Raw genomic sequence first — 24113 nt, 5'->3', positions numbered from 1 at the left:
TGCCTCTCGCTGGACGGGTGGCACCCCCGGCAGGTCAGGCCGGTGCGGTCGCGGACCGCGGGAGGGCACCCGGGACGGGTACGGCGTGCACGGGTCCCACCTCCTCGGGTCGGCTGGTCGACGAACGCACGGTCGCAGACGACCTCCTCTGGTGCAAACGCCTTTCGGGTCAGGCGTCCGCGTGCAGGTGGAGCTCGTTGCCCTCGGGGTCGGTGACGACCCACGCACCTGCCCGCTCGTCGGCCTCGCGCACCGCTCCCCCGGCGGCCGTCGCCGTGGCGATCCGGTCGTCGACCTGGCTGCGCGGGACGTCGAGGCGCAGGTGCACCCGTCCGCGCTGCTCCCGCCTGGCGGTGTCGTCGGCCTCCATCGGCTGGAGGAAGACCGGCACGTCGAGCAGGTCGGGGTCGACCACGTCGGTGAGGAAGTCGCGCGCGTCGTGCTCGTACCCGAGCACCGCGCGCCAGAACTCCCGGACGGTGGGGACGTCGACCGCGTCGATGCCCACCTGCAGGAAGCGCACCTCGTCCGGGGTCGCCACCAGGCCGAGCTCGTGCGCAGCGGCCTGGACGCCAGCGGCCAGCGACGTGAAACCTTCTGCCTCCCACAGGTCCTTGCCGCTGTCGACCACCACGGCGTCGTCACGCAGGTCGATCATCAGCGGCAGCCCGGCCGCGTCGGCCAGCGCCGCGGCGCGCTCCACGAACGCCACGAGCGCGGACCGCTCCCCCGTCCAGCGCGCCTTGGCCCCGAACACGACCCGCCAGTCGTCTGCGCCCGCGTCGTCCGGGAACCGGTCGTCGGCGGCCACGGGGACGAGGTCGGCCTCGTTGCCCTCGGGATCGGCGACGTTCAGGAAGTACGGCCACTCCTCCCCCGCCGGCGCCCGCTCGGGCGCGACCTCCCTGGCGGCGGCCCGGCCGAGCTGGTGCGGGCGCGAGACGTCGAGGTGCAGGCGGGTGCGCAGTGGCCGGTCGTCGTCGCGCAACCGCAGCCGCAGGACCGGGTCGCGCCGCAGCGGGTCGACCAGGTCGCCCCGTGCCTCGTAGCCGGTGACGCGACGCCAGAACCTGCCGACGGCGACAGGGTCCTGGACGTCCAGGACGATCGACAGCCGTTGCAGCGCAGCGTGATCTGCGGCCAGGCCCAGCGTCACTGCGGCCTCGTCGACCGCCGCCGCCTGGTCGTCCGACTCGGCGGTGACCCGGATGCCCGTCCGGCGGACGTCGACGTCCGGCAGCGGCCGGTCACCGGGGCGCGAGGCCAGCTCGCGCACCAGCGCCGCGGCGTCCGCGTGCGTCGAGGTGGGGAACCACGCGGTCGGGCGTCCGTCGAGCGTCTCCCAGATCACCCGCTCAGGCTCCCACGTAGTCGGCCAGGTGCTCCCCCGTCAGCGTCGACCGCTTCGCGACCAGCTCGGCGGGCGTGCCCTCGAACACGATCCGACCGCCGTCGTGGCCCGCGCCCGGGCCGAGGTCGATGATCCAGTCGGCGTGCGCCATCACGGCCTGGTGGTGCTCGATGACGATGACGGACTTCCCGCCGTCGACCAGGCGGTCGAGCAGCCCGAGCAGGTTCTCGACGTCGGCCAGGTGCAGGCCGGTCGACGGCTCGTCGAGGACGTAGACCTCGCCCTTGTCGCCCATCTGCACGGCCAGCTTGAGCCGCTGCCGCTCGCCGCCGGACAGCGTGGTGAGCGGCTGCCCGAGCGTGATGTACCCGAGCCCGACGTCGACCAGCCGCTCGAGGATCTTCGCGGCCGCGGGGATCGCGGCCTCGCCGCCGCCGAACAGCGCGCGCGCGTCGTCGACCGACATCTCGTGCACCTCGGCGATGTCCTTGCCGCCGAGGGTGTACTGCAGGACCTCGGCCTTGAACCGTCGTCCCTCGCACTCCTCGCAGGGCGACTCGACGGTGGCCATCGGGCCGAGCTCGGTGAAGATGACCCCGGCGCCGTTGCAGCCCTCGCAGCCGCCCTCGGAGTTCGAGCTGAACAGCGCGGGCTTGACGCCGTTGGCCTTGGCGAAGGCCTTGCGGATCGGTTCGAGCAGACCGGTGTACGTGGCCGGGTTGCTGCGCCGCGAGCCCTTGATGGCGCCCTGGTCGATGACGATGACGTCGTCGCGTCCGGCAAGGGACCCGTGGATCAGCGAGCTCTTGCCCGACCCGGCGACGCCGGTCACCACCGTCAGCAGCCCGAGGGGCACGTCGACGTCGACGTCGCGCAGGTTGTGGGTGCCGGCACCCCGGATCTCGACCACGCCGGTGCGCTCGCGCACCGCGTCCTTCACCCGCGCGCGGTCGTCGAGGTGGGTGCCGGTGATGGTGCCGCTGGTGCGCAGGCCGTCGACGTCGCCCTCGAAGCAGATCTCGCCGCCGCCCGACCCGGCAGCGGGGCCGAGGTCGACGACGTGGTCGGCGATCGCGATCGTCTCCGGCTTGTGCTCGACGACGAGCACCGTGTTGCCCTTGTCGCGGAGCTGCAGCAGCAGGTCGTTCATCCGCGCGATGTCGTGCGGATGAAGCCCGATCGTCGGCTCGTCGAAGACGTAGGTGACGTCGGTGAGCGAGGACCCGAGGTGGCGGATCATCTTGGTGCGCTGCGCCTCGCCGCCGGACAGCGTCCCGGCCGGTCGGTCGAGCGAGAGGTAGCCGAGCCCGATCTCGGAGAACGAGTCGAGCAGGTGCTGGATGCCGGCGACCAGCGGGGCGACGGAGGGCTCGCGCAGGTCGCGGACCCACGCGGCCAGGTCGCTGATCTGCATCTCGCACAGGTCGGCGATCGACTTCCCCTTGATCTTGGACGCGCGCGCCTCGGGCGTGAGCCGCGTCCCCTCGCAGTCGGGGCAGGTCTGGAAGGTGACCGCGCGCTCGACGAACCGCCGCACGTGCGGCTGCATCGCCTCGGGGTCCTTGGACAGCAGCGACTTCTGGATCTGCGGGATGATCCCGGTGAAGGTGAGGTTGACCCCCTCGACCTTGAGCTTGGTCGGCTCCGAGAACAGCATCGTGTCGAGCTGCTTCTTGGTGAACGCCTTGATCGGCTTGTCCATCGGCAGGCCCATGCCCTCGAAGAGCCGGCCGTACCAGCCGTCCATCGAGTAGCCGGGGATCGTGAGGGCGCCGTCGCGCAGCGACTTCTCGTCGTCGTACAACGCCGTCCGGTCGATGTCGTTGACCCTGCCCATGCCCTCGCAGCGCGGGCACATGCCGCCGAGGTAGACCTCCTGCTTGGCCACGCGGCGCTCGGTCCGTCCGCCCTTCTCGGTCGTCATCACCCCGCTCGCCTTGCGGGTCGGGACGTTGAACGAGTACGCCGTCGGCGGACCGACGTAGGGCTTGCCGAGCCGGCTGAACAGGATGCGCAGCATCGCGTTGGCGTCGGTCGCCGTCCCCACGGTGGAGCGGGGGTTGGCTCCCATCCGCTCCTGGTCGACGATGATCGCGGTGGTCAGGCCCTCGAGGTGGTCGACGTCCGGCCGGGCCAGCGTCGGCATGAAGCCCTGGACGAACGCGCTGTAGGTCTCGTTGATCATCCGCTGCGACTCGGCGGCGATCGTGGCGAACACCAGCGAGCTCTTGCCCGACCCCGACACCCCGGTGAAGACGGTGAGCCGCCGCTTCGGGATCTCGACGCTGACGTCCTTGAGGTTGTTCTCCCGGGCCCCGACGACGCGGATCATCTCGTGCGTGTCGGCGGCGTGCGGCGTCGTCTGCTTCCTGGCCATGCGCGGCAGTCTCCCCGATCGGTGGGCGCTGGTGTCGGTGTTCCGACCTCGGACGGCGCCCGAACTCAGCGCTGCTGCTGCTGGATCCTGACCATGTTGCCCGCGGGGTCGCGGACGGCGCAGTCGCGGGCGCCCCAGAACTGGTCGGTCGGCTCCTGCACGACGTCGGCGTCGCCGGCCTGCAGCCGCTCGAAGGTGGCGTCCAGGTCGGGCGTCGAGAGCATGATGGCGGCGTAGGTGCCCTTGGCCATCATCTCGGTGACGACGCGGCGCTCCTCGTCGGTGACGCCGGGGTCGGCGGCGGGCGGCGACAGCACGAGGTTGACGTCGGGCTGCCCGGGCGGACCGACGGTCAGCCAGCGGAGCCCGCCGTTCTCGACGTCGTTGCGGAGCTCGAAACCGAGGGTGTCGCGGTAGAAGCCGAGCGCGGCCTCCGCGTCGTCGTGGGGCAGGAACGTGGTGTGGATGCTCAGGTTCATGCCGACGACGCTAGGACCCGGCGTTCTGGCGCGCTTCTCGATTCCTGACCGGCCTGGTGACCTTCTTGACCTCGCACGCCGGCACGGCGTCGAGGTCGCCGACGACCTGCCGGCGGTAGGTGCTCGGGGGCACGCCGACCAGCTCGGTGAACCGGGTGCTGAAGGTGCCGAGCGAGGAGCAGCCGACCGTGAAGCAGATGTCGGTGACGCTGAGGTCGGTGCGGCGCAGCAGCGTCATCGCCCGCTCGATCCGCCGGGTCATCAGGTACGAGTACGGCGACTCGCCGAACGCCGCGCGGAACTCGCGGCTCAGGTACCCCGCGGACATGTGCACCCCGCGGGCGAGGGCCTCGACGTCCAGCGGCTGCGCGTAGTCGCGGTCGATGCGGTCGCGGACGCGGCGCAGCAGCACCAGGTGGCGCACCCGCTGCGGGGGCACCGCGGGCTCCGGCCCGCCCGGCTGGTCGCTCACGAGACCTATCCTGGCGCACTGCACGAGGCGTCCTGGCGTGTCACGCGTGTCGTCGCACCACTCCGGTGTCACTTCCGGCACTGAACTGGGGAAACGGTCAGCGAGCGAGGAGGGCCTCGACGAGCGTCTCGAGGCGGGCGCCGCGGGAGGCCTTGACCAGGACGGTGTCGGCGGGGCCGAGCCGGCGCACGACGTCCAGCGCGGCGGCCTGGTCGGGGACCCAGGTGGTGCCGGGCAGCACGAGCGGGCGCGCGGCCTCCCCGACGGCCACGACCTGCACGCCGAGCGAGCGCGCCACCAGCGCGACCGCCCGGTGGCCGCGCTCGGACGCCTCGCCGAGCTCGCCCATCGGGCCGAGCACGGCGTGCCGGTGGCCAGGTGGCGCGACCGCGGCGAGGGTGCGCAGCGCGGCGACCACCGAGGCCGGTGCGGCGTTGTAGGTGTCGTCGAGCACGACCGGGCCGTCGGCCGCCACGCGGCGCACGAGCCGCTGGTCCACCGGCTCCGCGGCGCCGAGCCGCTCGGCGACCAGGTCGAGCGGCACGCCTGCCGCGGTCGCCATCGCGGCGGCACAGGCCGCGTCTGCCACCTGGTGCTCCCCCACCACCCGCAACCGCACCGGCGCCGAAACGCCGTGCGCGTGCAGGACGAACGCGGGCCGGCCCTGGTCGTCGAGGCGGACGCCGGACCACGCGACGTCGCCGCTGCGCCCGAAGGTGATCACGTCGGCCGAGGTGCGGGACGCCATCGCGAGCACCCGCGGGTCGTCGGCGTTCAGCACGCAGGTGCCCGAGACCGCCTCCGCCAGCTCGCCCTTGGCGCGGGCCAGCAGGTCGCGCGAGCCGAAGCGCCCGAGGTGCGAGGTGCCGACCGCGGTCACCGCGGCGATCTCGGGCGGCGCGACGCCGGCCAGGTAGGTGAGCTGTCCGACGCCGCGCGACCCCATCTCGAGCACGAGGTCGGGACGCTCCCCTCCGGGCGTCCCTACCCCGTCCGTCCGGTCCCCGTCCAGGTCGGCGGGCGCGGTGAGCCGCAGCGCCGTCAGCGGGACGCCGAGCTCGTTGTTCTGGTTGCCGCGGGTCGCGACCGCCCCGGGCAGGCACGCCGCGAGCAGCCGCGTGGTGGTGGTCTTGCCGTGCGAGCCGGTGACGGCGAGCACCCGCGGGCGCACCCGGCGCACGACGTGGCGGGCCAGGTCGCCGAGCGCGACGACCGGGTCGGCCACCACGACCGTGGGTCGCGGGGTCGGCCGGCTGCCGAGCACGGCGTGGGCTCCGGCGACGTGGTCGTGGCCGTCGGCGCGCTCCCCCGCCAGCGCGACGAAGAGCCCGCCGGGCACCGGCGCGCGGCTGTCGAGGTAGGCCTCGCCGCGCACCACCAGGTCGCGGACCACCGCACGACGGGGGCCGGCCACCGTGCCGCCGGTCAGGGCGGCGATCTCGTCCAGGGTCGTCTCGAGCACACCACGACTGTCGGCCACCCGCTGGTGCCGCCGCCTCCACCTCGAGGACACCGCCGCGGTACCTGCGACGGATCCGGCCGACCCCGGTGGGCGCCGACGCTGGGTGCATGACGACGACCACGACCCGCGCCCCCGGCCCGGTGCTGCTGAGCGACCCCGCCGTCGCGGCCGTGCCGGTGCTCGGCCTCCCCGAGCCGCTGGTGCGGCTCGACCCGGCGTTCGGACCGGCCCGCGCCCTGGTGCGCGCCGGTCTGGCCGCGCGGCTCGCCGACGCCAGGTCGACCCTCCCGGACGGCATCGGGCTGCGGGTCGTCGAGGGCCACCGCCCGGCTGCCGCGCAGCGCGCGATCATCGCGCGCTACGCCGCCCAGGTGCGCTCCGCCCACCCCGGCGCGGACGAGCAGGTGGTGCACCGGCTCACCAGCCGCTTCGTCGCACCGCTCGCCGTGGCACCGCACGTGGCCGCGGCGGCCGTCGACCTCACCCTCGTCGACGCCGACGGCCACGAGCTCGACCTGGGGACGGCGATCGACGCGACGCCCGAGGAGTCGGCCGGCGCCTGCTTCCTGCACGCCGACGTCCCCGCGGCGGCGCGACGGCACCGCGACCTGCTGGTGCGCGTCCTCGGTGACGCCGGACTCGTGAACTACCCGACCGAGTGGTGGCACTGGAGCTTCGGCGACCGCTACTGGGCGCTGTCGACCGGTGCGCCGGCCGCCCTCTACGGCCCCGTCGTGGACGAGGACGCGCCGTGAGCGCCCTGCTCGACCTCGACGTCGCGCCGCAGGACGACCGCGCGCCCCTCGCGCGGCCCACCCGGCCGACGCTCGCCCTCGACCTGGACGCGGTCGCCCACAACACCCGGGTGCTCGCCGGACGCACCCGCGCCTCGGTGCTCGCGGTCGTCAAGGCGGACGGGTACGGCGCGGGTGCGACCGCGCTGGCCCGGACGGCGCTCGCGCACGGCGCGGTCGGCGTGGGCGTCGCGACGGTCGACGAGGCCCACGCCCTGCGTGCGGACGGCGTCACCGCGCCGCTGCTCGCCTGGCTGCCGACCCCGGGGGCCGACCTCGGTGCAGCCGTCGCGTCCCGCGTCGAGCTCGGCGTCGCGTCGGTGGACGAGCTGGCCGCCCTGCCGACCGGTGCGCGCGTGCACCTGCACCTCGACACCGGCCTGGCCCGCGACGGTGCCCCGGTCGCCCGCTGGCGGTCGCTCTGTGCGGCGGCCCGCGACGCCGAGCGCGCCGGCCGCGTCCGCGTGGTCGGCCTGATGAGCCACCTGGCGTGCGCCGACCAGCCGACGTCGCTGCGCAACCCGTTGCAGCGCAGGCGGTTCCGGCAGGGCATCGCGGTCGCCCACGCGGTCGGCCTGCGACCGTCCGTGCGGCACCTCGCCTCGACCGCCGCGGTGCTCGCCGACCCCGACTCCCACCACGACCTCGTCCGCGTCGGTGCCGGCCTGCTCGGCATCGACCCCGTCGGGTCGGGCCTGCTGCGACCGGCGGTCACGCTGACCGCGCCGCTCACCGCCGTCCGCTCGGCCGGCACGGGCACCGCCGTCGGCTACGGCGCGAGCTGGCGGACGCCGCGCCCGACCGTCCTCGGGACGGTGCCGCTCGGCTACGCGGACGGCCTGCCCCGCGACGTCGCCGGCGCGGCCGTGCAGGTCGGCACCCGGCGCGTGCCCGTCGTCGGGCGGATCAGCATGGATCAGCTCGTCGTCGACCTCGGCCCGCACGCTGCCGAGCGCCCCGGCGACCCCGTCACCGTCCACGGCCCCGGTGGTGCCGGCGAGCCGACGCTCCGCGACTGGGCGCGCTGGTCGGGCCGGCTCGAGGCCGAGGTGCTCGTCGGCACCGGCCCGCGCGTGCGCCGCACCACCACCTCCACCTGCCACCAGCACGAGATCACCCGGGAGTCCCGATGACCGTCCTCGCAGCACCGCCCACCGACCGGTGGACCCCCACCCCCCGCACCCGGGTCGCCGTGGTCGGCGGCGGCCGCAGCCCCGAGCACGACGTGTCGCTCGGGTCGGCACGCGCCGTCGCCGACGCCCTCGACGCCCTGCCCGGCCGCCCCTACGACGTCGTGCGCCTCACGATCGACCGGCAGGGCTGCTGGCGCGACGACGAGCACCGTCCGCTCGGGCTGGCGGGGGCGGTGCAGGTGCTGCGCACCTGCGACGTCGCGTTCCCCCTCGTGCACGGCGCGAACGGCGAGGACGGCTCGCTCGCGGCGCTGTTCGAGCTCGCGGGCGTGCGTTACGTCGGGTCCGGCCTCGGCGCGGGCGCCGTCGGGATGGACAAGTGGGTCACCAAGGCGGTCGCGCGCTCGGTCGGGGTCCGCACGGCGCCCGGCCGGCTGGTCGACCGGCGCACGGCCGGCGAGCTCGCCTGGGGCGGACCGGTCGTCGTGAAGCCGGTCGCCGCCGGGTCGAGCCTGTGCGTCACGCTGGTGCGCGAGGCCGTCGACCTGGCGCCCGCGCTGGCCGCGGCGTTCGCGCTCGGCCCGCGCGTGCTCGTCGAGGACGTCGTCGTCGGGCGGGAGGTCTGCGTCGCCGTGCTGGAGCGCCCGGACGGCACCCGGCTCGTCCCGCCGGTCGAGGAGGTGCTGTGCGACGGCGTGTTCGACCACTCGACGAAGTACGGCGGCGGGGCGCTCGTGCGCATCCCCGCGGCGCTGACGACTGCCGAGCACGAGGAGCTCGAGCGCGCTGCGCTCGTCGTCTTCGACGCCCTCGGCTGCCGCGGACTCGCGCGCGTCGACTTCTTCGTCACGGCAGACGGCCCGGTGCTGAACGAGGTGAACACGGTCCCCGGCATGACGCCCGGGTCGGCCGTCCCGCTGATGTTCGCCGCGGGCGGCACCGCCTACGGCGACCTGCTCGACCTGCTGGTGCGCGACGCGCTGGCGGGCGCGGTCGTGCCCGCGTGAGCGCGACCGCCGGTGTGGTTCGCTGGGACGCGCCGGACGACGACCGCGACGGAGGGGGGACGGGCGTGAGCGCCGCGACGACGACCGCCACGGCCCCCGACGCGCAGCCGCACGCCGCGCCCTCGCGACCGCAGCTGCACGGGTGGTGGCCCGAGCTGCTGCTCCTCGTGCTCGTGGTGGCCGCCGGCGTCATCGAGATCTCCGAGCGCACCGCGCTGCTCGGCTACGGCACCCGCACCACCGTGCTCGCCGCGGCCGGCGTGCTCGTCGTCGCGCTGGCGGTGGGGCTGGCCCGTCGGGCCCCGGCCGTCGCGCTCGGCGTCGTCTGGGTGCTCGGCGTGCTGCACCTGCTGTCGGCGGTGCCCCTGCTGCTCACCGAGGTCGCGCTGCTGGTCGTGGCCTTCGGCACCGCCCGCTGGGGCCGGATCCCGACGGCGGTCGCCGGGGCGCTGTCGGTGCCCGGCGGGGTCGCCGTCGCGGCGCTCGCCGTCGCGGCCGGCGTCTACCCCCGGCCGCAGGCCGACACCGAGCTGCTGCGCGACCTGCTCGACGTGGTGTCGAGGTTCGGGGGCTACGGCCTGGTCGGTGCGGTCGCCTTCCCGCTGGCGGTGCTCGGGTCCGCCTGGCTGGCCGGCCTGGCGCTGCGGTTCGCCGACCGCGCCGCCGCCTCGCGGCAGCAGCAGGAGGTGGCGCAGGAGGCCGAGGCGGCCGCCCGGCTCGAGACCGAGCAGGCCTTCGAGATCGCCCGGCTGCGGATGGACCAGGCCCGGCTCGCCCGCGACGTGCACGACGTCGTCGGCCACTCGCTCGCCGTGATCCTGGCCCAGGCGGAGTCGGCGCAGTACCTGCCCGACGACGACCCGGCCCGGCTCAAGCAGGTGCTCGCGACGATCGCCGGCTCGGCCCGGTCCTCGCTCACCGACGTGCGGCAGGTGCTGGCCGACCCCGCCGGCACCGACCGCCCCGCCCGGGTCGACGAGCTCGAGCGGCTCGTCGAGGGCGCCCGCGACACCGGCTACGACCTCGACCCGGTCGTGACGGGGGCGCCGCGTCCGCTGCCGCCCGAGCTGGCCGCCGTCGCGTACCGCGTGCTGCAGGAGATGCTGACGAACGCGCTGCGGCACGGCCGCCGGGACGCCCCGGTGCGGGTGGAGCAGCGCTGGCCCGACTCGTCCGACCGGGAGCTGGTGCTGCAGGTGCACAACGCGACGACGTCCACTCCGGCGGCGGCCGACCCCGGCTCGGGCCAGGGACTGGACGGCATGCGCCGTCGGCTCGAGTCGGTGGGTGGCCACCTCGCGGTCGTGCGCGACGACGAGCGCGGGACCTTCACGGTCACCGCGCGGATGCCGGTGCGCGCGTGATCTCGGTGCTGCTGGTCGACGACCAGGACCTGTTCCGCGCGGGCGTGCAGGTGATCGTCGACGCCCAGGACGGCATGCACGTCGTCGGCAGCGCGGGCGACGGCCTCGACGCGGTGCGGCTGGTCGACGAGCTGCAGCCCGACGTCGTCCTGATGGACGTCCGGATGCCCGAGATGGACGGGGTCGAGGCGACCCGGCAGATCTTCGCGCCCGAGCGGGTGGCGCGCCGCGACAAGCCGGTGCGGGTCGTCGTGCTCACCACGTTCGACCTCGACGACCGAGCGGCCACGGCGATCCGGCACGGCGCCAGCGGCTTCCTGCTCAAGGACACCACGCCGGCCCAGCTGGCCCACGCGATCCGCACCGTGCACGCGGGCAACGCGGTGCTGGCGCCGGGCGACCTCGCCCGGCTGCTCGAGCGCCAGCTGATGGGGGCGCCGCAGCCGCCGGCCGCGTTCACCACGCTCACCGACAAGGAGCGGGAGGTGTTCGACGCCGTGGCCCGCGGGCTGTCGAACGCCGAGACCGGGCGGCTGGTGTTCGCGTCGGAGTCGACGGTGAAGACCCACGTCGGCGCGATCCTGCGCAAGCTCGGCCTGCGCGACCGGGTGCAGATCGTGGTGTTCGCCCACGAGCACCGGCTGCTGGGCTGACCCGTCCCGCGCGTACCCTGAACCACGTGGTTCAGCACCAGACCCTCGACCGCACCTTCGCCGCGCTCGCCGACCCGACGCGCCGCCTCGTGCTGACGCGCCTCGGGCAGGGCCCCGCCACCGTCGGCGAGCTCGCCGCACCGGTCGGCATCACCGTCACCGGCATGTCCAAGCACGTGCGGGTGCTCGAGGAGGCCGGGCTGGTCAGCACCGAGAAGGTCGGCCGGACGCGCACCTGCCGGCTCGGCACCGAGCGCCTCGACGAGGCGATGGCGTGGATCGGCTTCTACCAGCGGATGTGGCAGCACCGCCTCGACGGCCTGCAGGCCTACGTCGCGACCGGGTCGGCGACGGTCGGGCTCGACGACGACGAGGCGCAGCCGCCCGGTCGCTGAGCGCCCCCGTCAGGCACCCGGCGGCAGCGACGGCCGGCTGGTGGTGGGGTACAGGCCGGTGACGAAGCCGAAGGTCCGCTCCCCCGTGCGCGGCAGCCGCGAGAACTCGTCGACCAGCTCCTGCACCCGCCGCCAGAACGGCTCGACGTGCTCGGAGCCGATCGGTGCGTACCGCAGGTTGGCGCGCAGCTGGTCGTCCCGGTGCGCCGGCCCGGACTCGGCCGCGGCGATCGGCAGGTAGTTCGTCACCAGCGGCAGCTGCTCGGGGTCGATCGCGCCGACGTAGTAGGTGCGGGCGGTGCGGCCGTAGAAGCGCTCGTCGATCGCCCGCACCCGGCGGGTGCGCACCACCTTGAGCACGCCCGCGTCGACCATCTGCTGCACGTGGTAGGCCACCGAGCTGCGCGGCCGGCCGACCGCCTCGGCCAGCTCCCCCACCGTGGCCGCGCGCTCGAGCAGCAGGTCGAGCAGGGTGCTGCGCAGCGGGTCGAAGACGGCCCGCAGCTGCGGCGTGGTGCTCACCCGCAGCAGGTCGTCGAGGTCGTAGTCCGGCGTCGACGACGCGTCCGGCTGATTGCTCGACATCTGTGGATCATTCCCCTACGGTCAACGATCGAGAAGGTTCGATCATAACGAGAGAGGGCGTGGACGTGGCCGACGTCGTGCTGGTGCCGGGGCTGTGGTTGCAGGGGTCGACGTGGGACGCGCTGGTGCCCCACCTGGAGCGGGCCGGGCACCGGGCCCGTCCGCTGACGCTGCCGGGCACCGACCCCGACGGTGGCCGCGCCGGCGTCGGCACCACCGAGCAGGTCGCCGCGGTCGTCGCCGCCGTCGACGAGACGCCGGAGGGCGTGCCCGTCGTGCTCGTCGGCCACTCGATGGGCAGCGCCGTGGTGCACGGTGCCGTCGACGCCCGGCCCGAGCGGGTCGCGCGGGTGGTGTACGTCGGCGGGTTCCCCGCGTCGTCCGGCAGGCCGCCCGCGTCCGGCTTCGGCACCGACGGCGACGACCTGCCCTTCCCCGGCTGGGACGCGATGGACGACGCCGACGTGCGCGACCTGGACGAGCCGACCCGCGCGACCGTGCAGGCCGCGATGGTGCCCTCCCCCGCCGGCCTGACCACCGACCCGCTGGTGCTCGGCGACGAGCGGCGGTTCGCCGTCCCGGTCACGATGGTCTGCCCGGAGTTCACGCCCGACCAGGTGCGCGAGTGGGTCGCCGACGGCGACCTGCCCGAGCTGGCGGCGGTGCAGGACGTCGACTACGTCGACCTGGACAGCGGGCACTGGCCGCAGGTCACCCGGCCCGCCGAGCTCGCCGAGGCGATCGCCGCCGCCGCGGCCCGCGCCGACGCCGACGCCGGCTGACCGGGGTGCGGCTGCTGCTGACGTCGGGCGGCGTCACCAACCCGAGCATCCACGCCGCGGCCGAGCGGCTGCTCGGCACGCCGGTCGGCGACTGCCACGCGCTCGTGGTGCCCACCGCGCAGTGGGGGCACCCGATGTGCGGCCCGGCGTCGGTGCAGCGGCTGGCCGCCGGCGGTGAGGGGTCGCCGCACCTCGCCGGGCTCGGCTGGGCCTCCGTCGGCGTGCTCGAGCTGACCGCGCTCCCCAGCATCGGCCCCGAGCGGTGGGTGCCGTGGGTGGAGCGGGCCGACGTGCTGCTCGTCGACGGCGGCGACGCCACCTACCTCGCGCACTGGGTGCGCGCGTCCGGTCTGCTCGAGGTGCTGCCCTCGCTGGAGCGCACGGTCTGGATCGGCGTGAGCGCCGGGAGCATGGTGATGGCGCCGCGGGTGGGCGAGCTGTTCGTCGAGTGGGCCGGCGCACCCGACGACCGCGGGCTGGGCCTGGTCGACGTCGCGATCTTCCCGCACCTGGACGCCTTCCCCCAGAACACGATGGCGGACGCCGAGCGGTGGGCGGCCGGGCTCGGCGTGCCGTCGTACGCGATCGACGAGCAGACCGCCCTGGTCGTCGTCGACGGCGTCGTCGAGGTCGTCTCGGAGGGACGCTGGCGCCGGTTCGAGGTCTGACCCCCGCGGGTGGCCGTCAGCCGTCCTGGGCGGCGAGCTCGCCCTCGCTGCGCAGGATGCAGAACTCGTTGCCCTCGGGGTCGGCGAGCACCACCCAGCCGCGGCCGTCCGGCGTCCGCAGGTCGGCCACCTCGCGGGCGCCGTGCGCGAGCAGGCGGGCCAGCTCCTCGTCGCGGGTGCCGTCGGCCGGGCGCAGGTCGAGGTGCAGCCGGTTCTTCACCAGCTTCTCGTCCGGCACCTCGAGGAACAGCAGCCGGTGCGAGCCGTCGGGCGAGACGACCATGCACTCCTCGTCACCGGGCTCGTTCGGGTCGCCGGGGACGTCGCCGTAGCCGAGGACGTGCGCCCACCAGGCCGACTGGGCGTAGGCGTCGCGGCTGTCGACCGTGGTGTGCGAGACGTAGGAGGTCATCGCCCCATGCTGGTCGGTCGCCCCCGCGGCGGTCGAGCGCGTTCGTGCGCTCAGGCCCGGTGGCGCGCCTTCTCGGCCTCGGCGGCCGGCTCCGGGCCGGTGCGTCCGGCCACGACGAGGGACCACAGCGCCCACAGCAGGCCCGGCACCGCGACGACGGTGACCGCCACGGCGATCGTCGTCCGCTCGGCGAGCGCGCCGGCCGCCAGCGCGCCCACGCCCTGGCTTGACATCAGCGCGCCCTGGGCGAGCGAGAACGCGGTCGCCCGGGTGGCGTGCGGCAGCCGGGACCCGAGGATGGTGCCGATCGAGACGGTCAGCGAGGCGAGCGCCCCGAGCAGCAGCAGCGGCAGCACGCCGAACACCAGGTCGGGACGGGTGAGCAGCAGGACGCCCGAGACGGTCAGGCACCCCACGACGGTCAGGGCCGAGACGCGCAGCAGCCGCTCGTGCGGGCCGGTGTGCGGCAGTGCGAACATCGCCACCAGCGCCCCGACGGCGATGACCGCCGACAGCAGGCCGGCCCGACCGGGCCCGCCGCCCGCGTAGTCCTGCGCGTACAGCACCACCAAGCCCTCGGCGGCCATCAGCGGCATGCACGACAGCACCAGCAGCAGCACGGCCGTGCGCAGCAGCCGGTCGCCGGCGTACACGCGTGCGGCGGTCGCCAGGTGCCGCGCCACCCCGCGCGGGTCGGACCAGGGCCGGGAGTCCTCCTCCTGCGTCGCGCGCGTGCGGGTGCGGATGGCCGCGACGAGCAGGCCGGACAGCGCGAACGTCGCGGCGTTGACCGTGAGCGCCCAGGACGGACCGACGACGGCGACGAGCCCGCCGCCCGCGGCGTACCCGACCAGCAGGCCGGCCTGGTAGGTGGCGTTGAACAGCATCAGCGCGTGCCCGTAGTGCTCGGGTCCGGCGAGGTCGGGCAGCGCCGCCGACCGCGCCGCCTCGAACGGCGGGCTGGCCGAGGACGCCACGAACACCAGCACCAGCACGGCCCACACCGGGAGCGGTGTCCAGGCGATCAGCAGGAAGACGGCGACGCGCACGACGTCGGTGACGACCATGACCGCGCGGTGGGTGAACCGGTCGGCGAGGGTCGACAGCACCTGCCCCAGCCCGAGCCACGGCGCGAGGGAGACGGCGGTGACGGCGGCGGTGGCGAGCGGCGACCCGGTGCGGTCGAGCACGAGGTAGGCCAGGGCGAGGCGGGCCGACCAGTCGCCGATCTCGCTGGCGACCTTGGCGAACCAGAGCAGGCGGATGTCGCGGTGCCGGAAGGGGACGACGAGGTCGCCGAGGCGTCGGCGCGTCCACGCCGCGAGCACCCTCGGGGCAGCCGTCCGCGGCTCGCTGTGCGAGGTCACCGGTCTCCCTGGTCGTGTCCCGTCCGCGGTGGCGCCCCGGGTCGGCCCGCCACCTCCCGACGCGCCGGGTGGGCGCGACGGCGTCGGATCACGAATGTCCGATCAACGGGCATGTGTACTGCATCGCGGACGCTCGCGGGAGGGTCGCGTCCCGATCCGTGGACGACGGACGGGCGCCCGTGCGGGGCGCGACCGTCGGGACGGGCGGTTAGGGTCGCGGCATGCACGCGCACCCGCTCGGGATCGACTTCGGCGGCTCGGGCATCAAGGGCGCCCCGGTCGACCTCGCCGACGGCGAGCTGGCCGCCGACCGCGTCCGCATCCCGACCCCGCAGCCCGCCACCCCGCAGGCCGTCGCCGAGGTCGTCCGCGAGCTGCTCGGCGGTTTCCCCGACCACGACGGCAGCGCCGTCGGCGTCACGGTGCCGGGGGTCGTGCGCCACGGCGTCGTCAGCTCGGCGGCGAACATCGACCACGCCTGGATCGGCACCGACGCCGACGCCCTGTTCACCGAGGTGCTGGGCCGAGACGTGCACGTGGTGAACGACGCCGACGCCGCCGGCGTGGCCGAGGCCCGGTACGGGGCCGCCAAGGGCGTCGCGGGGGTCGTCCTGGTCACCACGCTCGGCACCGGCATCGGCTCCGCGCTCGTCGTCGACGGCCAGCTGGTGCCCAACACCGAGCTCGGGCACCTCGAGGTCGACGGGCACGACGCCGAGTCGCGCGCCGCCGCCAGCGCCCGCGAGCGCGAGGAGCTGTCGTGGGAGCACTGGGCGCACCGGCTGACCCGGTACTACCGCACCCTCGAGCTGCTCTTCTCCCCCGACCTGTTCGTCGTCGGCGGCGGCGTCAGCAAGAAGGCGGACAAGTTCCTGCCGCTGATCGAGGTGTCGACCCCGATGGTGCCGGCGACCCTGCTGAACACGGCCGGCATCGTCGGCGCCGCCGCCCTCGCCCAGGTCGAGTCGGCGGCGCGGGCCCGCGCCTGACCGGCCGCCGGACGCGCGCGTGATCCTGGAGCGGTTGCACGTCGAGCCGCACCTGCGGCCCTCCGACGACCACTGGCCGCTCAGCGTGCCGGCGGTGCGCCAGCTCGCCGACGAGGGGCTGCGGCTGCACGCCCCGGTGACGTTCCTGGTCGGCGAGAACGGGTCGGGGAAGTCGACCATCGTCGAGGCGGCCGCCGAGTGCTTCGACCTCGACAACCAGGGCGGGCGGGCCAACCGCAAGTACGCCTCCGACCGGCCGCCCACGGCGCTGGGCGAGGTGCTCGGCGTCGAGCTCGGACCCGAGGGGCACGCCTGGCGGCGCCGCACCCGGCTGAAGCGGTACGGCTTCTTCCTGCGCGCCGAGACGGCCTTCGGCCTGATGAACGCGGTCGAGGGCTCGCCCGGGTACTGGGAGCAGCACACGTCGCTGATGAGCCACGGTGAAGGGTTCCTCACCGTGTTCGACGCGATGCTGAGGTCGCCCGGGATCTACTTCTTCGACGAGCCGGAGGCGGCCCTGTCGTTCCAGTCGACGCTCGTGCTGGCCGCGCGGCTGCACCAGCTGGCCGAGGAGGGCTCGCAGGTCGTGGTGGCCACGCACTCCCCCGTGCTGAGCGCGCTGCCCGGCGCCGACGTCGTCGAGCTCGGCCCGCACGGGCTGCGCCGCACCGCGTGGGAGGACCTGGAGGTGGTCGGGCACTGGCGCAGCTACCTCGACGACCCGGCGCGGTACCTGCGGCACCTGCTCGCCGACTGAGCGGCCCGGGAACAGGCCTGGACGTCCGGCGGTTCACGTAGTTGAATCCTGAAGGATCACCGAGGAGGACGCCGTGCCCGCGATCACCGTTCCCGACCTGACCGTCCTGCCGCGCATCACCCGGCCCGGCGCGGACGCCCCGCAGCGGCGCGTGCGGCAGGTGACGACCGCCCCGAGCGGCTACGAGGGCGAGGGCTTCCCCGTCCGCCGCGCCTTCGCCGGTGTCGACCTCGCCGACCTCGACCCGTTCATCCACATGGACCAGATGGGCGAGGTCGAGTACGCGCCGGGCGAGCCGAAGGGCACCGCGTGGCACCCGCACCGCGGCTTCGAGACGGTCACCTACATCATCGACGGCACCTTCGAGCACTCCGACTCCGAGGGCGGCGGCGGCGTCATCACCGACGGCGACACCCAGTGGATGACGGCCGGGTCCGGCCTGCTGCACATCGAGAAGCCGCCGGAGTCGCTGGTCGTGAGCGGCGGACTGTTCCACGGCGTCCAGCTCTGGGTGAACCTGCCGCGCGCCCAGAAGCTGCACGCGCCGCGCTACCAGGACCTGCGTGCGAAGCAGCAGTCGCTGCTCACCAGCGCCGACGGCGGCGCCCTCGTGCGGGTCATCGCCGGGGACGTCGACGGCCACCGCGGTCCGGGCAGCACCCTCACCCCGATCACCGTCGCCCACGCCACCGTCTCCCCCGGTGCCGGCCTCGAGCTGCCGTGGCAGGCCGACTTCAACGCCCTCGTGTACGTGCTGGCCGGTCGCGGCACCGTGGGCGCCGAGCGCCGCCCGGTGCGCAAGGGCCAGCTCGTCGTCCTCGGCCCGGGCGAGGCGATCACGGTCGCGGCCGACCGCAGCCAGAGCGCCAAGGAGCCCGACCTCGAGCTGCTGTTCCTCGGCGGCCGCCCCCTCCGTGAGCCGATCGCCGCGTACGGGCCGTTCGTCATGAACACCCGGGCCGAGCTGGTGCAGGCGTTCGAGGACTACCAGGCCGGCCGGCTCGGGCGGATCCCCCCGCAGCACGGGCCCGACCACGTCGTGACGACCTGACCGGGGCCCGCCCCTAGGGTTGGCGCCATGACCTCGACCGCCCCCCGGGCGACCGGCGCCGACGCCTGGTGGCGCGGCGCGTCGGCACCACGCAGCCTCGCCGACCTGCTCGTCCACCACGCCGAGACCGACCCCGACCTGCGCCTGGTGTCGCGGCGCGAGGGCTCGTCCTGGGTGCCCGTGACGGCGGCGGAGTTCCGGGTGGAGGTCGAGGAGGTCGCCCGCGGCCTGGTCGCCGCCGGCGTGCAGCCGGGCGACCGCGTCGCGCTGATGGCGAAGACCCGGTACGAGTGGACGCTGGTCGACCTGGCGATCTGGGCGGCCGGCGCGGTGGGCGTCCCCGTGTACGAGAGCTCGTCGGCCGACCAGCTGCGCTGGATCCTCGAGGACTCCGGCGCGGTCGCGGTGGTGGTCGAGAACCACGGGCACGAGCGGCTGCTCACGCAGGCCCGCGAGGCCATCGAGGGCGGCGGCCCGACGCACCACTGGGTGCTCGACGCGCGCACGCCCGAGGTCTCGCTCGACGCGCTGCGGGCGAGCGGGGCCGAGGTCGCCGCCGACGAGCTCGACCGCCGGCGTGCGGCCCTCGACCGGGGCACCCTGGCGACCCTGATCTACACCTCGGGCACCACCGGGCGGCCGAAGGGGGTCGAGCTCACCCACGGCAACTTCCTCGAGGAGATCTCCTCCGCGATCGAGTTCCTGCCGGAGCTGTTCGAGGACCCGCAGGCGTCCACCCTGCTGTTCCTGCCGCTCGCCCACGTCTTCGGCCGGATGATCCAGGTCGCGGTGCTGCAGGTCGGGGTGCACACGGGCCACAGCGACATCGGCCGGGTCACCGTCGACCTGCCCACCTTCTCGCCCACCTTCGTGCTCGCCGTGCCCCGCGTCTTCGAGCGGGTCTTCGACGGTGCGCGCCGCAAGGCGGTCAAGGCGGGGCGAGAGAAGGTCTTCGACGCCGCCGCGCAGACCGCGATCGACTACAGCAGGGCGCTCGACGCCGGCCGGGTGGGCCCGGTGCTGCGGGCGAGGCGGGCGCTGTTCGCCCGGCTCGTCTACGGCAAGATCCTGGACGCCCTCGGCGGCCGGGCCGCGTGGGCCGTCTCGGGCGGAGCCGCGCTCGGCGAGCGGCTCGGCCACTTCTTCCGCGGCATCGGCGTCACCGTGCTCGAGGGCTACGGCCTCACCGAGACCACGGCCGCGTGCACCGTCAGCACCCGCAGCGGCCAGCGCATCGGCACGGTCGGGCGCCCGCTCCCGCGGTTCGAGGTGCGCACCGCCGACGACGGCGAGGTGCTGGTGCGCGGCGGGCACGTGTTCGCGCGCTACTGGGGCAACGAGGCGGCGACCGCCGAGGCGCTCACCGACGACGGCTGGTTCCGCACCGGCGACCTCGGCCGCGTCGACGACGACGGCTACCTGTCGATCACCGGCCGCAAGAAGGAGATCCTGGTGACCTCCGGCGGCAAGAACGTCTCCCCCGCACCGCTCGAGGACGTCGTGCGCGGCAACCCCCTGGTCAGCCAGGCCCTGGTCGTCGGCGACGACCGGCCCGAGGTCGCCGCGCTGGTGACGCTCGACCCGGACGGCGTGCAGGCCTGGCTCGAGCAGCAGGGCCGCACCGGCACCGCGCTCGCCGACCTCACCGACGACCCCGACCTGCGGGCGCAGATCAGGACCTCGGTCGACGAGGCCAACCGCACCGTCTCCTCGGCCGAGGGGATCAAGCGGTTCCGCGTCCTCGCGACCGACTGGACCGAGGCGAGCGGCCACCTGACGCCGAGCCTGAAGCTGAAGCGGTCGGTGATCATGCGCGACTTCGCCGACGACGTCGAGGCCCTCTACGCCAAGCGGGGCTCTGCCGTCTGACCAGACCGCTCGTCCAGGTCAGAGGGCGGGCGGCCAGGCGAACCAGCCGAGGCCGCCGCGCCAGTGGCCGCCGGCGAGCAGGTGGCCGGCGACGGCCCGCTCCAGCGACGTCCGCTGCGGCAGGGCCGTGAGATCCGGCTCGCGCCGGCCGTAGACGAACTCGACGACCGACTGGTCGTCGGTGACCGTGCGCTCGACGTGGTGGAACAGGGCGCGGAACGCGGCGGTGTTCGAGCCCGGCCGCAGGTGCGGGCCGAGCTGGGGGTCGAGCAGCCAGGAGTGGCAGGTGGCCACCGCGACCGCCTCGTCCGGGAACCAGCGGGCGAAGAACTCGACGCCGCGACGCAGCGAGTCGGCGCACGCCTGCGGGGTGAACGGACCGCAGTAGTCCGGGATGTGCACGCCGAGCGCGTGGTCGCCGGCCGCCACCGGGGTTCCCTGCGCGGTGATCGACGCGGCGTCCTCGACGCTGAGCCGGCAGCGCTCCAGCTGCAGGCGTCCGAGCTGGACGATCTGGCCGCGCGCGTGCAGCGCGAGCCAGGACGCGTTCACCAGGCCGCCGCGCCCGGTGCGCCGGCGGGCGTGGGTGACGTGGCGGCCGACGTCGGGGTGCGGCGCGCGCACGACGTCGTCGAGCAGGCCCCGGGCGCGCCACCACGCGCGGGTGCGCGGGGCGACGGCCGCCAGGGCCAGCAGGGTCGCCCAGCGCGTCACCGGGTGGACGTCCGGCAGGTCGGGCGGCACCGGGTCGTGGTCGAGCGAGCCGAGGCGGGCGAGCAGCGCCCGCGCCGTGCGCTCGACGAGCCACCACGCCCGGGTGCCGGGCCCCGGGCGGGCGGCCAGGGCGAGCGGCACCTCGCGGTGGGGCACGGCCAGGTCGAGCAGCGCGTCGACCAGCGCCTGCCCCTCGGGCAGCGTGATCTCCTCGCCGGCCGGGGCCGGCCCCAGGGCCTCGAGCGCGGACAGCCAGGTGCGGCCGCCCTCGGTGCCGCGCAGCGCGTCGAGGTCGAGGTCGCCGTGGCCCGCGTCGGTGGTCACGAGGGGTGGGGTCCGGCCTCGGCGACGGGGACGGTGTCGTCCGGGTCGCTGCCGGGAGGGGGCGACCCGGGCGGTGCCGCCGCGACCGCCGCGGCCGCGATGGTCGACCACGCCTGCTCGCTCGAGCGCACCTGCGAGGCCGGGGCGCCGACCTGCCGCCGGTGCTTGAGCGCCGCCGCCGCGTCGGCCACGGCACCCTCCAGGTCGCCGGCGTCGAAGCGCACCTTCGCCCGGTGCTGGAGGACGGCGCCCACGAGCAGCGGCTCGTGCACCGCCCCGGCGTGCGACAGGGCGCTGGTGAGCAGCGCCTGCGCCACCGCGAGGTCGCCCTGCCAGTGCCGCACCTGGGCGAGCCGCACCGTCGCCAGCACCTCGGCGGCGGGGTCGTCGCCGCCCGCGCAGGCGTCGAGGTCGGCCTCGGCCAGCGTCCTGGCCTCGTCGAGCCGGCCGAGCAGGCGCAGCAGCGAGACCCGCTCGCCCCGGTGCTCGTCCTGCTCGCCCAGCGCGACCAGCCGGCGCTCGAGCGCGGCGGGGTCGGTCACGACCTGGCGCAGCGTCCGGTCGTCGGTGTGCCAGGCGTGCTCGAGCCCCGCCGGCCGCTCGCTCACCCGGGAGCGACCTCGTCGAGCGCGGCCAGGTCGTCGGCGGTCGGCTGCCAGCAGCCGGCGGCGACGTTGGCGCGCACCTGCTCCGGGGTCGTCGCGCCGGCGATGACGGACGCGACGGCCGGCTGGGCGGCGAGCCCCCCGATCGCGACGTCGAGCATCGACACGCCGCGCTCGTCGGCGAACCGGCCGATCGCCTCGATCCGGTCGAAGTCGGCGGCGGCCAGCCGCTCCGGGCGCGACGCCAGGCGGGTGCCGCCCGGCGCGTCCTCGCCCCGCCGGTACTTGCCGGTCAGCAGACCGGACGCGAGCGGGAAGTACGGCAGCAGCCCCACGCCGACCTGCTCGCAGGCGGGCACCAGCTCGTCCTCCGCGGAGCGGTCGAGCAGCGAGTACTCGTTCTGCGCCGACACGAACGGGGTCAGGCCCGACGTGCGCGCCGTCCAGTCGGCGTCGACGACCTGCCACCCGGCCAGGTTCGAGCTGCCGACGTACCGGACCTTGCCCTCGACCACGAGCTCGTGCAGCGCCGCGAGCGTCTCCTCGAGCGGCGTCAACGGGTCGGGGGTGTGCAGCTGGTACAGGTCGATCCAGTCGGTGCCGAGGCGGCGCAGGCTCGCCTCGACCGCGGTGCGCACGTAGCGGCGCGAGCCGCGGGCGCCCCAGTCCGGGCCGTTCGCGCCCTGCAGGTCGAGCCCGAACTTGGTCGCGACCACCGCCTCGTGGCGGCGGCGGCCGAGCGCGCGCCCGAGCAGCTCCTCGCTGCGGCCGGGCGTCCCGCCGTACACGTCGGCGGTGTCGAACAGCGTGATGCCCTCGTCGAGCGCGGTGCCGACGACCGCGTCGGTGGCGTCCGCGTCGATGCGTCCGCCGAAGTTGTTGCACCCGAGACCGACGACCGACACGGCCAGTCCGCTGGCCCCCAGCCGACGGTGGCCGGGGTGGCTCGTCCGTTCGGGTGAGGCTGCTCCGGACGGTGGGCTCTGGGGGGTCTGCGTCACACCAGGCACACTAGGGCCTCAGGTCGCGCGTGCGACCGGCCGATGGAACCGGTGCGGGGTCCGCCGCGTCCGTCTGGCGACGACGCGCTGCACCCGCCGACCGCGTACCCGACGAAGGCCGAGACGTTGACCTCCACCCGACGCCCGTTCCGCCCGCGCCACCTGCTGGTGGGCGCCCTGACCGCGCCGCTGCTGGCCGCGGGGCTGCTGCTCGCCCCCGTCGCGCAGGCCGTGGAGGGTCCGGCCGGCGAGGGCGAGACGGCGCCGCTGGACCCGGCCGGCGTGCACGTCCCCACCGCCGAGGAGCTCGCGGCGCAGCAGGCTGAGGCCCAGCGCCTGGCCGCCGAGGTCGTGAACAACCAGGACGCGCTGGCCAAGGCCAAGGCCGACATCGACCTGCTGACCACCCAGGTCGAGACCGCGCTCGCCGCCGAGCAGACCGCGCTCGCGGCCCAGGCCACCGCCGAGGCCGAGCGGGCGCTGCAGGAGCAGCGGCTCGCCGCCGCCACGGCGCTCGTCGGCACCCGCAAGGGCGAGCTCGGCCGCTGGGCCGCGCAGACCTACCGGCACGGCGGCACGACCGAGGGCGTCATGGGCTTCATGACGCTGCTCGAGTCCGAGAGCACCGACGACCTCGGCCAGCGGGTGCAGATGCTCGACACCGTGGGCGGCTGGCGCGGCTCGGTCGTCGACACGGTCGAGGAGGCCGAGGCGGTCCAGCGCGACGCCTCCCAGAAGGCGGCCGCCGCCTCGACCCGGGCCGGCATCGCCGCCGGCCAGGCCGTGCAGGCCAGGGCCGACGCCGACGCCGCCCTGGTGGCCCAGCAGACCAAGGTCGCCGAGTTCGGCGCGATCCTGGCCAAGGTGAAGACCGAGGCGCAGGCCGCCGGCGACAAGACCGAGGAGATGGCGCGCGTGCGCGCCGAGGCCGAGCAGCGCCGGCTCGCCCTCGAGGCCGCCCGCTACAAGGACAACCGGATCACCGGCCCGGTCGGCGACTGCCTCGGCAAGCCCACCGAGGTCTACGGCAACGGCATGATCCCGGCCGACGCGCTGTGCCCGCTGTGGGCCGCCCCGGGTCACCGGCTGCGCGCCGACGCCGCCCACGCGTTCAACCAGCTGAGCCAGTCGTACGCGGCCACCTTCGGCACGCCGCTGTGCATCACCGACTCCTACCGCTCGCTCGAGGGGCAGGTGGCGGTGCGCGCCGCCAAGCCGGGCCTGGCCGCGGTGCCCGGCACGAGCAACCACGGCTGGGGCACCGCCGTCGACCTGTGCGGCGGCGTGCAGACCTTCGAGACCCCGCAGCACCGGTGGATGCGCGACAACGCACCGCTGTACGGCTGGTTCCTGCCGAGCTGGGCGCAGCAGACCGGCAGCAAGCCCGAGCCGTGGCACTGGGAGTACGGCGGCTGAGCCCCCTCCTCCCCCACCCGCACCCGACGCCCCGGTGAGCCCTCGAGCCGCCGGGGCGTCGGGCGTCCGGGGCCGGTCTCGGGGAG

Annotated in this window: 24 protein-coding genes; 13 read left to right on the top strand and 11 right to left on the bottom strand. The window is 75.3% G+C overall.

The annotated features are described in order from the left end of the window. Positions 1-169: 169 nt before the first annotated feature. The 5 genes from ACYVKY_RS11175 to ACYVKY_RS11155 form a co-directional block, all read right to left on the bottom strand. Positions 170-1351: a VOC family protein gene (locus ACYVKY_RS11175; protein WP_460435047.1), complete on the bottom strand. Its 1182-nt coding sequence runs from the start codon at positions 1349-1351 to the stop codon at positions 170-172. Between the two features lie 4 nt (positions 1352-1355). Next, positions 1356-3728: an excinuclease ABC subunit UvrA gene (locus ACYVKY_RS11170; protein ID WP_460435046.1), complete on the bottom strand. Its 2373-nt coding sequence runs from the start codon at positions 3726-3728 to the stop codon at positions 1356-1358. A gap of 65 nt (positions 3729-3793) precedes the next feature. Continuing rightward, positions 3794-4207: a VOC family protein gene (locus ACYVKY_RS11165; protein WP_460435045.1), complete on the bottom strand. Its 414-nt coding sequence runs from the start codon at positions 4205-4207 to the stop codon at positions 3794-3796. Positions 4208-4217: 10 nt separating this feature from the next. Then, the gene (locus tag ACYVKY_RS11160; RefSeq protein WP_460435044.1) at positions 4218-4679 is read right to left on the bottom strand and encodes a helix-turn-helix transcriptional regulator; all 462 of its coding nucleotides are present in this window, start codon (positions 4677-4679) and stop codon (positions 4218-4220) included. Between the two features lie 97 nt (positions 4680-4776). Next, positions 4777-6141, bottom strand: coding sequence for a UDP-N-acetylmuramoyl-tripeptide--D-alanyl-D-alanine ligase (locus ACYVKY_RS11155; RefSeq protein WP_460435043.1), 1365 nt, complete (start codon positions 6139-6141; stop codon positions 4777-4779). Positions 6142-6248: 107 nt separating this feature from the next. Between ACYVKY_RS11155 and ACYVKY_RS11150 the strand changes: the two genes are divergently transcribed. From ACYVKY_RS11150 to ACYVKY_RS11125, 6 genes are all read left to right on the top strand, one after another. Then, positions 6249-6896 carry a M15 family metallopeptidase domain-containing protein gene (locus tag ACYVKY_RS11150; protein WP_460435042.1) on the top strand — a complete coding sequence of 216 codons (648 nt, stop codon included), beginning with the start codon at positions 6249-6251 and terminating at the stop codon, positions 6894-6896. After that, the gene (gene alr / locus ACYVKY_RS11145) at positions 6893-8068 is read left to right on the top strand and encodes an alanine racemase (protein ID WP_460435041.1); all 1176 of its coding nucleotides are present in this window, start codon (positions 6893-6895) and stop codon (positions 8066-8068) included. The genes ACYVKY_RS11150 and alr overlap by 4 nt, the downstream gene beginning before the upstream one ends. Then, positions 8065-9075, top strand: coding sequence for a D-alanine--D-alanine ligase family protein (locus tag ACYVKY_RS11140; protein ID WP_460435040.1), 1011 nt, complete (start codon positions 8065-8067; stop codon positions 9073-9075). The genes alr and ACYVKY_RS11140 overlap by 4 nt, the downstream gene beginning before the upstream one ends. A gap of 65 nt (positions 9076-9140) precedes the next feature. Beyond that, the gene (locus ACYVKY_RS11135; protein ID WP_460435039.1) at positions 9141-10439 is read left to right on the top strand and encodes a sensor histidine kinase; all 1299 of its coding nucleotides are present in this window, start codon (positions 9141-9143) and stop codon (positions 10437-10439) included. Beyond that, positions 10436-11092, top strand: a complete 657-nt coding sequence (locus ACYVKY_RS11130) for a transcriptional regulator (protein WP_460435038.1) — start codon at positions 10436-10438, stop codon at positions 11090-11092. The genes ACYVKY_RS11135 and ACYVKY_RS11130 overlap by 4 nt, the downstream gene beginning before the upstream one ends. Positions 11093-11118: 26 nt before the next feature. Continuing rightward, positions 11119-11487, top strand: a complete 369-nt coding sequence (locus ACYVKY_RS11125; RefSeq protein ID WP_460435037.1) for an ArsR/SmtB family transcription factor — start codon at positions 11119-11121, stop codon at positions 11485-11487. A gap of 9 nt (positions 11488-11496) precedes the next feature. On the opposite strand, the gene ACYVKY_RS11120 is transcribed toward ACYVKY_RS11125, so the two are convergent. After that, entirely contained in the window at positions 11497-12072 is a 576-nt protein-coding gene (locus ACYVKY_RS11120) for a helix-turn-helix domain-containing protein (protein ID WP_460435036.1), read from the bottom strand. 59 nt (positions 12073-12131) lie between these two features. On the opposite strand from ACYVKY_RS11120, the gene ACYVKY_RS11115 reads away from it, so the two are divergent. Both ACYVKY_RS11115 and ACYVKY_RS11110 read left to right on the top strand, forming a co-directional pair. After that, positions 12132-12854, top strand: a complete 723-nt coding sequence (locus tag ACYVKY_RS11115) for an alpha/beta fold hydrolase (protein ID WP_460435035.1) — start codon at positions 12132-12134, stop codon at positions 12852-12854. 5 nt (positions 12855-12859) lie between these two features. Next, a complete protein-coding gene (locus tag ACYVKY_RS11110) occupies positions 12860-13522 on the top strand; it encodes a Type 1 glutamine amidotransferase-like domain-containing protein (protein ID WP_460435034.1) in 663 nt (220 codons plus the stop codon). Between the two features lie 16 nt (positions 13523-13538). Here ACYVKY_RS11110 and ACYVKY_RS11105 read toward each other — a convergent pair whose 3' ends face one another. After that, positions 13539-13934, bottom strand: a complete 396-nt coding sequence (locus ACYVKY_RS11105) for a VOC family protein (protein ID WP_460435033.1) — start codon at positions 13932-13934, stop codon at positions 13539-13541. A gap of 50 nt (positions 13935-13984) precedes the next feature. After that, positions 13985-15301, bottom strand: coding sequence for an MFS transporter (locus ACYVKY_RS11100; protein ID WP_460435032.1), 1317 nt, complete (start codon positions 15299-15301; stop codon positions 13985-13987). 221 nt (positions 15302-15522) lie between these two features. On the opposite strand from ACYVKY_RS11100, the gene ppgK reads away from it, so the two are divergent. From ppgK to ACYVKY_RS11080, 4 genes are all read left to right on the top strand, one after another. Continuing rightward, the gene (gene ppgK, locus ACYVKY_RS11095) at positions 15523-16290 is read left to right on the top strand and encodes a polyphosphate--glucose phosphotransferase (protein WP_460435031.1); all 768 of its coding nucleotides are present in this window, start codon (positions 15523-15525) and stop codon (positions 16288-16290) included. 19 nt (positions 16291-16309) lie between these two features. Beyond that, positions 16310-17047: an AAA family ATPase gene (locus tag ACYVKY_RS11090; RefSeq protein ID WP_460435030.1), complete on the top strand. Its 738-nt coding sequence runs from the start codon at positions 16310-16312 to the stop codon at positions 17045-17047. A 73-nt stretch (positions 17048-17120) separates the two neighbouring features. Beyond that, positions 17121-18098 (top strand): pirin family protein, encoded by a 978-nt coding sequence (locus tag ACYVKY_RS11085; RefSeq protein WP_460435029.1) that lies wholly within the window; start codon positions 17121-17123, stop codon positions 18096-18098. Between the two features lie 27 nt (positions 18099-18125). After that, entirely contained in the window at positions 18126-19967 is a 1842-nt protein-coding gene (locus ACYVKY_RS11080) for an AMP-dependent synthetase/ligase (RefSeq protein WP_460435028.1), read from the top strand. An 18-nt stretch (positions 19968-19985) separates the two neighbouring features. Here the strand turns inward: ACYVKY_RS11080 and ACYVKY_RS11075 are convergent, their stop codons facing one another. Genes ACYVKY_RS11075 through ACYVKY_RS11065 form a run of 3 tightly spaced genes read right to left on the bottom strand, consistent with a single transcriptional unit; the run spans position 19986 to position 22521 of the window. Then, positions 19986-21005: an acyltransferase domain-containing protein gene (locus ACYVKY_RS11075; RefSeq protein WP_460435027.1), complete on the bottom strand. Its 1020-nt coding sequence runs from the start codon at positions 21003-21005 to the stop codon at positions 19986-19988. Further along, a complete protein-coding gene (locus tag ACYVKY_RS11070; RefSeq protein WP_460435026.1) occupies positions 21002-21613 on the bottom strand; it encodes a hypothetical protein in 612 nt (203 codons plus the stop codon). The genes ACYVKY_RS11075 and ACYVKY_RS11070 overlap by 4 nt, the downstream gene beginning before the upstream one ends. Beyond that, on the bottom strand, positions 21610-22521 hold the full coding sequence (locus tag ACYVKY_RS11065) for an aldo/keto reductase (RefSeq protein ID WP_460435078.1): 912 nt from the start codon (positions 22519-22521) through the stop codon (positions 21610-21612). Before ACYVKY_RS11065 ends, ACYVKY_RS11070 begins: the two co-directional genes overlap by 4 nt. A gap of 216 nt (positions 22522-22737) precedes the next feature. Here ACYVKY_RS11065 and ACYVKY_RS11060 point away from each other — a divergent pair, with 216 nt between their 5' ends. Continuing rightward, on the top strand, positions 22738-24027 hold the full coding sequence (locus ACYVKY_RS11060) for a D-alanyl-D-alanine carboxypeptidase family protein (protein ID WP_460435025.1): 1290 nt from the start codon (positions 22738-22740) through the stop codon (positions 24025-24027). Positions 24028-24113 lie beyond the last annotated feature (86 nt).

It is taken from the genome of Angustibacter speluncae (assembly GCF_054777815.1).
The sequence above is the reverse complement of the archived record's forward strand: the minus strand, read 5'-3'. Positions and strand labels throughout refer to the sequence as shown.

Bases quoted from the DNA above. Each gene is read 5' to 3' on its own strand.
- ACYVKY_RS11170 (WP_460435046.1), bottom strand. From the start codon at position 3,728: ATGGCCAGGAAGCAGACGACGCCGCACGCCGCCGACACGCACGAGATG.
- ACYVKY_RS11165 (WP_460435045.1), bottom strand. From the start codon at position 4,207: ATGAACCTGAGCATCCACACCACGTTCCTGCCCCACGACGACGCGGAG.
- ACYVKY_RS11150 (WP_460435042.1), top strand. From the start codon at position 6,249: ATGACGACGACCACGACCCGCGCCCCCGGCCCGGTGCTGCTGAGCGAC.
- ACYVKY_RS11140 (WP_460435040.1), top strand. From the start codon at position 8,065: ATGACCGTCCTCGCAGCACCGCCCACCGACCGGTGGACCCCCACCCCC.
- ACYVKY_RS11120 (WP_460435036.1), bottom strand. From the start codon at position 12,072: ATGTCGAGCAATCAGCCGGACGCGTCGTCGACGCCGGACTACGACCTC.
- ACYVKY_RS11105 (WP_460435033.1), bottom strand. From the start codon at position 13,934: ATGACCTCCTACGTCTCGCACACCACGGTCGACAGCCGCGACGCCTAC.
- ppgK (WP_460435031.1), top strand. From the start codon at position 15,523: ATGCACGCGCACCCGCTCGGGATCGACTTCGGCGGCTCGGGCATCAAG.
- ACYVKY_RS11080 (WP_460435028.1), top strand. From the start codon at position 18,126: ATGACCTCGACCGCCCCCCGGGCGACCGGCGCCGACGCCTGGTGGCGC.